The 9,088-nt window shown below is 43.5% G+C and carries 9 protein-coding genes and 1 pseudogene; 4 read left to right on the top strand and 6 right to left on the bottom strand.

The window, feature by feature from the left end:
- A partial coding sequence (locus G625_RS0113905) for an RNA-guided endonuclease TnpB family protein (RefSeq protein WP_029201590.1) occupies positions 1-468 on the top strand: 468 nt, incomplete at its 5' end.
- A gap of 339 nt (positions 469-807) precedes the next feature.
- Here G625_RS0113905 and G625_RS0113900 read toward each other — a convergent pair.
- On the bottom strand, positions 808-1,353 hold the full coding sequence (locus G625_RS0113900) for a glutathione peroxidase (protein ID WP_029201589.1): 546 nt from the start codon (positions 1,351-1,353) through the stop codon (positions 808-810).
- A gap of 268 nt (positions 1,354-1,621) precedes the next feature.
- On the opposite strand from G625_RS0113900, the gene G625_RS0113895 reads away from it, so the two are divergent.
- Together G625_RS0113895 and G625_RS0113890 are read left to right on the top strand one after the other, a co-directional pair.
- Complete coding sequence (locus tag G625_RS0113895; protein ID WP_029201588.1) at positions 1,622-2,743, top strand: DUF362 domain-containing protein; 1,122 nt, start codon at positions 1,622-1,624, stop codon at positions 2,741-2,743.
- Between the two features lie 143 nt (positions 2,744-2,886).
- Complete coding sequence (locus tag G625_RS0113890) at positions 2,887-3,456, top strand: ECF transporter S component (RefSeq protein ID WP_029201587.1); 570 nt, start codon at positions 2,887-2,889, stop codon at positions 3,454-3,456.
- Between the two features lie 203 nt (positions 3,457-3,659).
- On the opposite strand, the gene G625_RS0113885 is transcribed toward G625_RS0113890, so the two are convergent.
- Positions 3,660-4,460, bottom strand: coding sequence for a DUF5131 family protein (locus tag G625_RS0113885; RefSeq protein ID WP_330365048.1), 801 nt, complete (start codon positions 4,458-4,460; stop codon positions 3,660-3,662).
- Positions 4,461-4,666: 206 nt separating this feature from the next.
- On the bottom strand, positions 4,667-7,090 hold the full coding sequence (locus G625_RS20095; protein WP_044932883.1) for a CocE/NonD family hydrolase: 2,424 nt from the start codon (positions 7,088-7,090) through the stop codon (positions 4,667-4,669).
- Between the two features lie 131 nt (positions 7,091-7,221).
- On the opposite strand from G625_RS20095, the gene G625_RS22535 reads away from it, so the two are divergent.
- Positions 7,222-7,383, top strand: a complete 162-nt coding sequence (locus G625_RS22535; RefSeq protein ID WP_198014904.1) for a hypothetical protein — start codon at positions 7,222-7,224, stop codon at positions 7,381-7,383.
- A gap of 70 nt (positions 7,384-7,453) precedes the next feature.
- On the opposite strand, the gene G625_RS0113875 is transcribed toward G625_RS22535, so the two are convergent.
- The 3 genes and pseudogenes from G625_RS0113875 to G625_RS22785 form a co-directional block, all read right to left on the bottom strand.
- Positions 7,454-8,002, bottom strand: a complete 549-nt coding sequence (locus G625_RS0113875) for a chromate transporter (protein ID WP_029201585.1) — start codon at positions 8,000-8,002, stop codon at positions 7,454-7,456.
- On the bottom strand, positions 7,989-8,552 hold the full coding sequence (locus G625_RS0113870; protein ID WP_029201584.1) for a chromate transporter: 564 nt from the start codon (positions 8,550-8,552) through the stop codon (positions 7,989-7,991). The genes G625_RS0113875 and G625_RS0113870 overlap by 14 nt, the downstream gene beginning before the upstream one ends.
- A 195-nt stretch (positions 8,553-8,747) precedes the next feature.
- Positions 8,748-9,088, bottom strand: a pseudogene (locus G625_RS22785) (IS200/IS605 family accessory protein TnpB-related protein); the annotation flags it as partial.

Here is a 9,088-nt window from a genome sequence, read left to right as displayed (position 1 = left end):
GAACAACGCAGGCTTTCCAGAATGGTTAAAGGTTCAGCAAATTGGAATAAGCAGCGCATCAAAGTTGCAAGGATACATGAAAAGATTACAAATCAGAGAAATGACTTTTTACATAAAGAGTCAACAAGGCTGGTGAAAGAAAACCAAATCATCTGCATTGAAGACCTTAATGTAAAAGGAATGGTTCGTAATCATAAACTCGCTAAATCTATAAGCGATGTATCATGGTCGAAGTTCTTTGATATGCTTGAATACAAAGCATTTTTCTATGGTACTGAGATAATCAAAGTTCCAAGATTCTATCCAAGCAGCCAGACTTGCGGTTGCTGTGGATATAAAAATCCGAACATTAAAAATCTCAGCATCAGAGAATGGACTTGTCCTGTTTGTGGCACATACCACGATCGTGATGGTAATGCTGCAAAAAACATACTAAAAATGGGTCTGTCACTACATATGACAGTTTAACGAATAACAAGGTAGGCACGGGCTGTGCCGAACCAAACGCTTGTGGACATCGTTGGGAAAACTGCTCTCTACGGAGAGTGTGACAATAACCATGGTGGTTGAAGCAAGAATCCCATCAAGCTTTAGCTTGTGGGAGTGTCAAGGACGGAGAATCACCGGACGAAACAGAATTTATAAAAGTTAAAATAATAAACCCGAAGAAATCGATTATATGATTTCTTCGGGTTTATTCTTTCAAGTTGTGTATATCATGGCATGGCTGCTTTCCGAAAGACACCATAGCCTTTGATGATGCATAAATAGATAGAGCTCTAATTGAATGTTTCGGAATCTGAGTTGTTACAGTGCCTTAACAACAGCTTCCTTTACAACACTCATATCTTCGGTTGGCTCAAAACGTGCGATGACTTTTCCTTCGCGGTCGATGAGGAATTTTGTGAAATTCCATTTGATGTATGCCTTATCGCCAAACTTCTTGTTATTGAGATCGGCGAACTTGCTTAATGCGGCATTCTTAAGTCCTTTGCCAAAACCTTCAAAAGGTTTTTCATTAGCAAGGAAAGCATACAGCGGATCTGCATCATCACCATTTACATCGATTTTTTTGAACTGAGGAAATTCAGTGCCATAATTCAGAGTGCAGAACTCATGGATTTCATCATCGCTTCCCGGGGCCTGATCTGCAAACTGATTGCAAGGGAAATAGAGAATTTCAAACCCCTTTTCTTTCAATTCCGAATACATCTCCTCAAGAGGCTTGTAATGAGGTGTAAATCCGCAGCCGGTTGCTGTATTTACGATCAGAAGTACCTTGCCCTGATAATCGGACAGGTTTACATCATTGCCCTGTCTGTTCTTAACTGTGAAATCATAAACTGTATTCATATGTTTATCCTCCTTGTTTGAAAAGCAATTATATGTGCTAAATAAAACGATAATTTGATCTGCCTCATGTTTAATGATGAGGTAACAATCTGTACTGCTATTGATTAAGTACAATTAGATTGTACACAACGCAACGGTTTGTGTCAATATCTTTTTTTGATGGACCGTAAACTATTATTTCCCGGATAAATTGTCCGTAAAACATAAATGATGTAAAATATTCTTTATCACAAGTTTTGTTTTCGGGACAATTTAATAAGGAGGCAATATGGCTGGATCAAAGGTATATTTTACGGATTTCAGGACGACTGTTGGAACGTCATTGACTGTCAAGATGCAGAAGCTTATTCGCAAGGCAGGTATAGGCAGCATCGATATGGACGGGAAGTTTGTAGCCATCAAAATGCACTTTGGTGAACTTGGAAACCTTTCATATTTAAGGCCCAATTATGCCAAGGCTGTAGCTGATGTGGTTAAGGAGCAGGGAGGGATCCCGTTTCTGACGGATTGCAATACTCTGTATCCGGGCTCACGTAAGAATGCTCTGGAGCACATGGATTGTGCAAACATCAATGGATTCAATACTGTTACCACGGGATGTCAGATAATCATCGGAGACGGACTCAGAGGAACAGATGATATAGAGGTTCCTGTGCCGAATGGTGAGTATTGTAAAGAAGCTTATATCGGAAGAGCTGTTATGGACGCCGATATATTTATTTCTCTTACACACTTTAAAGGACATGAAGCTACCGGCTTTGGAGGTGCACTCAAAAACATAGGTATGGGCTGCGGAAGCCGTGCAGGTAAAATGCAGCAGCATAATAGCGGTCATCCTACAGTTCATGAGGATTTGTGCCGCGGCTGCGGAAGATGCGCGAAGGAGTGCGGCTCAAATGCCATATACTATGAAAATAAAAAGGCTCATATCGACCAGGAGCTTTGTAAAGGCTGTGGACGCTGCATAGGGGCCTGCGCCTTTGATGCAATTGAAAACATGAACTGGGATGCAAATGAGATACTGGGGCGAAAGATGGCGGAATACAGTGCGGCAGTATGCGCCGGCAGACCGTGTTTCCATATCAGCCTCGTTCGTGATATTTCCCCTAACTGTGACTGTCATGGTGAAAATGACGCACCTATCCTTCCTGATGTGGGATTTTTTGCTTCCTTTGATCCGGTTGCCCTTGACCAGGCATGCGTGGATGCTTGTCTCAGATCGACCCCTATGCCCAACAGTCAGCTTTCCGACAATTTAAATAAACCCGGCTGGCATCACCATCATGACCATTTCTTTGATTCCAATCCTAATGTCAGATGGAAAGAGACATTGGAACATGCGGAAAAAATAGGACTGGGGACGCGTGAATATGAATTGATAACCATGTAAAGTATACAGAAGCCATAAAGATATGCATCTGTATGTTGGAATTAAAAAGCGATGAATGTAGATATATAGAGACGACCGGACTGACATCTGTATGTCAGATATTACGGATGAAAAACAGCGTTGTTGGATGAGAGGGTGAGAGTATGAAAAGTGATTCAATAAAGAAAATGGTTCTGACAGCAATGTTTCTGGCATTAGGTATGATACTTCCTTTCTTTACAGGGCAGATCCCTCAGATAGGAAGTATGTTATTGCCGATGCATATACCGGCATTCTTATGTGCGCTTATCGTCGGAGAAAAGTGGGGGACACCCATGGCATTTATCCTGCCGATTTTAAGGTCGATGATTTTTGGTATGCCTCTGATGTATCCGACCGCCATAGGTATGGCCTTTGAACTTGCAACCTATGCCTTTGTGGCAGGTTATCTTTACAGTCACTCAAAGTGGAAGTGCACAGAGGCTTTATACAAGTGCCTCCTTATAGCAATGGTTGCGGGAAGAGTTGTTTGGGGTATTGTTCAGACAGTACTTCTGGGACTTAAGGGTAATGCTTTTACGTTCCAGGCATTCATGGCAGGAGCATTGTTTAAAGCCATACCGGGTATTGCTCTTCAGCTTATATTGATTCCTGCGGTAATGATCGCATTAAATCGTACGAAGCTTGTTTCGTTTGATAACAGCAAAAAGGAAAATGCATATCGACAGGATTAAATCGGCTTTTAAGGAGAAAGATAATCCGAAAAAACGTCATAACAATATGCCGTTGTAAATGGCAGAAGAAGAGCCACCGGGGACGGTTCTCGCCGGCGAGAACCGTCCCCGGTGGTATTATGGTCGAACTTCGACTGGTGCTGAAAGAAAACGAAAGAGCCATACCTCTCCGGGATAACGGCGGTCGTTTTGACCCGGTTAGTTCAGGTATCAAGTCCCGCCTTATGCGCCTGGGAATGCTGCATGGGCCGTGGAATGTTGTAAATCTTTCCATCTTTCAGAAGTTTAGCTCCGGTTTGGTGATAGTAAAATGAGATATCGTTTTCTACACACTGAGCATGGACATCCTCTACCCAGGCATAGTCACATATCCTTGCGTTGGCCCCGGATTCACCGCCCACAGAAACTGATTCTATAACAGGAGTTCCATCGGAGACTCTGTATTTATCTATATATGGGCGGAGATCTACGGCGCTAAGCATTGGCTCTATCATTACAGAATGATGGAAAATCGGCAGTGAAAGATATATGGGCAAACGCTTATCGATCATGTCCTGATTCTCACAAGTAACAGCAATGGTTATATGCTCCCAGCCCATTCCCCAACCGGACGGAAGATGTTCCTCTATCCGTTCCGGTCTTTTCGTAATCATGAAAAAAGTACAGTCGGAACGTTCATGCATCATAGCCCACGCATCATCCCGCCACTCGTCCGCATCAGGATGAAAGAAATCCGAAGAAAAGCAGGTATAAAAATGGGACCCGCCGGGGATTTTGTATCTTCCTTTATTAGGGCCGGATCTGAGAATCCTGACCGGGAGGTTGAAGCTGTCAGTTTTTTGAACCGCAGATGGATCTTTACCGATTGCTTCGTCCCGACGGTACATATAGCAATTAAGGCACCCTGCACTGACTTTGGTGCAGCCATGCCACAGGTTCCAGTTAACCGTCATGGGGGTTCTCGGATCTGTATTCTGTTCCGGAAAAAGTGATAATTGTTTCATAAGACAGGTCGGGATCAAAGAGAGTGAATAAATACCGGCTCATCCTAAATGAGCCGGTATTTTGATATTTAAATCAGCTTTCAATTTTGTTAATTTTTCTGTTTGCTATGAAATCATACCCATCAGAGCAAAGACTACATTCTTATTAAGGATCAGAAGGATGATCTCAGCACCACCGACTGAACTGTTACGGAGAGATTAGTTACTCATTCTTTTTTTGTTTCGCTGTCAGTAGCAATTATCTCTTTTTTCTTCAGGTCACTTTCGGTCGCAATAATTTCTTCTCTGTTGAGTTCGCTTTCTGTTGCCACATCCACATCTTCCGGTGATCCTGCGATAACCGGGAATCTCATCTCCAGAGCTTCGTTGTCGATGTTGAAAGCATAGGTATATGAAGAATCTACAGAGTCTGTTACCAGACCGTTCTTGAAGTCCTCATCAAGGATGTCATTGTACGGATCCCAGCCGGTGATGATGAGCACTGCCTTGTGTCCCGGCTCAAAGGTATAGGATGTTGGCATGAGATAAATTGTATAGTCATAGTACTCGCCGGCATTCATTTCCTCTGTGCGTCTTCTGTAATCCTTGCCTTCATATCCGCCGCCGGGATTCTTGAGATCGGTATATCCGAAGGTGATAAGCTTTGCTGTGGTATTGCTCTGTACATATTCCTTAACCTTAGTGTAGGGCAGTCCGCCTCCGGTTTCTGCAGCTCCAAATGTCCTGGTGGGAAGGGTATCATAAATCCTCTGCTTAGTCATATAAGCTTTGAAGCTTTCTTCGCCATCGATGGTATCAAGGAGCATTGCTGAAACCACCATTCCGTCTTTTGCAACATCTTTAGTTGACAGCTTGAGATGCACTTCCGGAACACCTGTGAAGGTATAGTTATCGGGAACTTCATATACATATTTCGCATGAACGCTGTCAGGTAAGGATAGATAGTAATTGTCTCTTATACTCTCTCTTCCGAACTCATCGGTACTTTCATAATATTTAGCAAAGGTTGAACCTATGGCCGTAGTGTCTACGTGATTGAAGTTGTCCGGATTTACTTTCTTGTCATATTCAAATGTCTGGTACTTGAAATCTGCCCATGTATCGTATGTCCTGAAGGAACCGTCAACATTGCTCTGAACCGAAACCATAGGCATATCCTCTATATCGTTATCGACATCATAGAGGTAATGGGAAAGCCATTTATTCATTATATTCTGCCAAAGTTCATCATTTATGAGCATTCCGTCAAGTGTGGAGTGACCGTTCTGATGAAGTACAAGCTTATACGGCTGACCTGCGCTTTCGAAGGCTCTTGCCATGAGATCAGACTGCTTGGTAGTAACATTAAAATCGTTCATTCCATGAACTATGAGAGCAGAGCAGTTTATCTTCGATGGATCAAGTGTATAATCCAGTCTCTCCCAAATGTCGTCATAATCTCCGTTAGTGGCTTCCTGATCTTCTGAGAACTGCCACAGGAAGGATGCATAGTCATCATTTACCACAGTCCACTGATCATCGAGGAAAGCAGCACCGCTGTTATAGGATGCAAGTGAGTACGCGTAGGCCGCATCATTTACCCTGGGCACACCCTGGAAGTTGGTGTAATCGTACCATGAAGCTATACCTGCAAACGGGATGATGGTCTTCAGTCCCTCAACTCCGGATGTGGCTACCTCAAACGGAAGAGTACCTCCGTAGGAACAGCCTGTCATGGCAACATTGCCGTTTGACCAGTCTGCCTTGATGGTAATGTTGTTGTACGGATCTGTATAAGCGGTTCTCTTGCCTGTCAGCCACTCCACAACACATTTGTGTGAATCTCTCTCGAGATCAAAGCCGCAGAGTTCAAAGCCTTCCGAACCATAGGTACCGATACCTCCCGCTTCAACAACCGCAAAGCCTCTTACAAGATAATAATCGTAAAATTGCGCATAGGTGTATCCGATATCGCCTGTAACAGGCACTTTGTAGTTCCAGCATTCCGGAGATGCAATTTCAGCTGCCTCAAGAGTTGTCATATTTCCTTTAGGCTTACGCTTTTGTCCGGGCTCGTAAAGCTTATCGTAATCAAACGGGGTCTTGTTTAAAAGCATTTTACTGTTTTGCTCGGTCTCGTTAACCGTACCGGCGCCATAGGGAGTCGGATCATAAATGGTTGCAGCCTTGAAATCACCTTCGGCAGCAGCTCTAGGCACCTGTACCAGAGCTTCCACAAGGTCTGCTTTTCCGTCACCGTCAGTGTCATGATCGGTCTCGATATAAACACAGAATCTCAGTATGTCACTGCCGTCATTTGTATAATCACTGTCTCTCAGGTTCGTGTAAGTGAGAATAGGCTGAGCCATGCCGTCTTCAAAGACTAATGCTTTCTTCTCACGTTGTATCGTTTCCATCCAGTTAACGTCAGTTTTTTTGGAATTGGAATTCGGCTTTACTTCCGCAGCAGGTGAGGAATCATCTGAAGATTTATCTTCATCGGCTTCTTTGGTTTCTGCAGCTTCCGATTCTGCAACCGATTCTGCAGCAGGTTCTGTCGGCGGGTTATTCTGTGCCGGTTTGGGAAAACAGGAAATAAGCCCGGTCATAAGGGCCAGTGTGGTCAATAAAGCAATGTGTTTTCGAAACATTATACTCCTCCTTCAGTAAATATTTTTTAATCTGTCACGACCGCTTAATACTCCGGAATTTTCCGGAGTATTTTCAACATACTATGATTAAAATTTCGACCACGACGCATTGATTTATAACAGAAAGATGAATGAAATATTACATTTTTATAACGATGGCAATTAAACGATACTACTGCGGCTCTGATGATCAGGAAGTATCCCACTGCGCTCCAAAGAGCGGAAAACCATCGGGGACGGTTCTCGCCGGCGGGAACCGTCCCCGATGGATGAGAGGATGCCCGGAAGATTAAAGAAGCCCGATGACACTTTTAAACAGGAAGTGTCACCGGGTTTTATTATTACTATAGTTGGTGATTTTACTCATCCAAATGCTATCCCCAGTACCGCTGCGAAGATAATAAGATGTATCGGGGAAGCCTTTCTTTTCAGGAAGCGCTTGTGCAGAAGCATAAACATTAGCAGGATAAGGGTTATCAGGATATTCACATGGTTAAGGCCTTCGCCGGAACGGCAGTTATTTATGATCAAATAAAGTCCTGTGGATATGATGATGCCGATGATGCAGGGCTTAATGCCACGGAGCACCGCCTGGAAATGCGGATTTTCTGCAAAATTCTTGAGTATGGTTGAAACTATGAGAATGATGATAAATGACGGTAATGCGACAGCGGTGGTTGCTATGACGGCACCCAAAATTCCGCCCTGGCTGCTTCCTATATAGGTCGCCATATTCACCATGATGGGTCCCGGAGTGCTTTCGCTTACTGCTATCATATAAGTGAGCTGATCTTCGCTGAGCCATCCATAACTCATGACCACATCACGTATAAGCGGAATCGCACCATAGGCTCCGCCAAATGCAAACATTCCTATCTGCAGAAATCCCAGTAATAATTCAAGATATATCATAAGTTTTTTTCACTTTCTGTAAACTGTTGTAGATGAGACCGATAACGCCCGCCGTCATCATCATGACAACTGTGGAAACCTTAAATCCCAAAAGCTCGGAACAAAGCATCAGCAGCATTGATAAAGAAAATATGATGATGGGAAATTGCTTCTTTTTCATTTTTGAAAGCATTCCGATTCCGGCATTAAATATCAAAAGTCCCACTGCAAGCTTGATGCCTCTGAAGGCATCGGCAACTATTTTTATCTCCATAAAATTGCTCAGAAAACAGGAGATGATATATATGATAAGGAATGACGGAAGGATAACGCCCAGAGTTGCGGAAAAGGCCCCTTTTAACCCCTTTATCTTATAGCCCACAAAGGTGGCACAGTTTATGGCGATGGGTCCGGGAGTGGATTCCGCGATGACTGTCATATTCATCATCTCATCATGAGTTATCCATTTCTTTTTGGTTACGCAAATGTCTTCGATGAGGGAGATCATGGCGTACCCTCCGCCGAAGGTGAAGCTTCCGATTTTTGCAAAGGTTAAGAACAGTTCAAGCATTTTGACTCCTTGTGATTTTTTGTGATAAACATTCCCAATGATATCATTGAAGGCAATCGGTGAAGCCTCACACGACTAAAGTCGCGTGCTTCCAAATTTAACACAAAAGAGTTTCTGGGTTTTCCCGAGGCTCTTTTATATTGTCTCCTTTAGAGAGACGGAATTCCTTTCTACTATACAGTCTAAACTCAGAGATCACGCGACACTCAGGTTGCATAATTCCGCATTAAGACTAATTAACGTAGATAAGGTGCATTGGCTTCTCTTGGCAGCCGCAGGGACTTTTGCCTGCAGTGCCAACCCTTCGCTCACGGTTAGGGATTTTAAGATCTCACGGACAAAGTATCTTGATCCGATATTATATGCTGCGTTAAGGTCACAGTTATAATACTTGCCCGAACTGAATTTACACATGGAGTAGCTCTTAAGCATGGGATCGGTAGTCATCCTGTTACGTCGCTCTACATATCCGGAGCCATCGAATGCCAGTCGGGAAGTTCCCCAGGCATTGATGTGGCTGATCCTTATAAGATTGC

Source organism: Oribacterium sp. NK2B42, from assembly GCF_000424445.1.
Lineage (GTDB): Bacteria > Bacillota > Clostridia > Lachnospirales > Lachnospiraceae > Oribacterium.
This window is presented reverse-complemented; position numbering and strand designations above follow the sequence as displayed.

Bases quoted from the DNA above. Each gene is read 5' to 3' on its own strand.
- G625_RS0113900 (WP_029201589.1), bottom strand. From the start codon at position 1,353: ATGAATACAGTTTATGATTTCACAGTTAAGAACAGACAGGGCAATGAT.
- G625_RS0113895 (WP_029201588.1), top strand. From the start codon at position 1,622: ATGGCTGGATCAAAGGTATATTTTACGGATTTCAGGACGACTGTTGGA.
- G625_RS0113890 (WP_029201587.1), top strand. From the start codon at position 2,887: ATGAAAAGTGATTCAATAAAGAAAATGGTTCTGACAGCAATGTTTCTG.
- G625_RS0113885 (WP_330365048.1), bottom strand. From the start codon at position 4,460: ATGAAACAATTATCACTTTTTCCGGAACAGAATACAGATCCGAGAACC.
- G625_RS20095 (WP_044932883.1), bottom strand. From the start codon at position 7,090: ATGTTTCGAAAACACATTGCTTTATTGACCACACTGGCCCTTATGACC.
- G625_RS22535 (WP_198014904.1), top strand. From the start codon at position 7,222: ATGAAATATTACATTTTTATAACGATGGCAATTAAACGATACTACTGC.
- G625_RS0113875 (WP_029201585.1), bottom strand. From the start codon at position 8,002: ATGATATATCTTGAATTATTACTGGGATTTCTGCAGATAGGAATGTTT.
- G625_RS0113870 (WP_029201584.1), bottom strand. From the start codon at position 8,552: ATGCTTGAACTGTTCTTAACCTTTGCAAAAATCGGAAGCTTCACCTTC.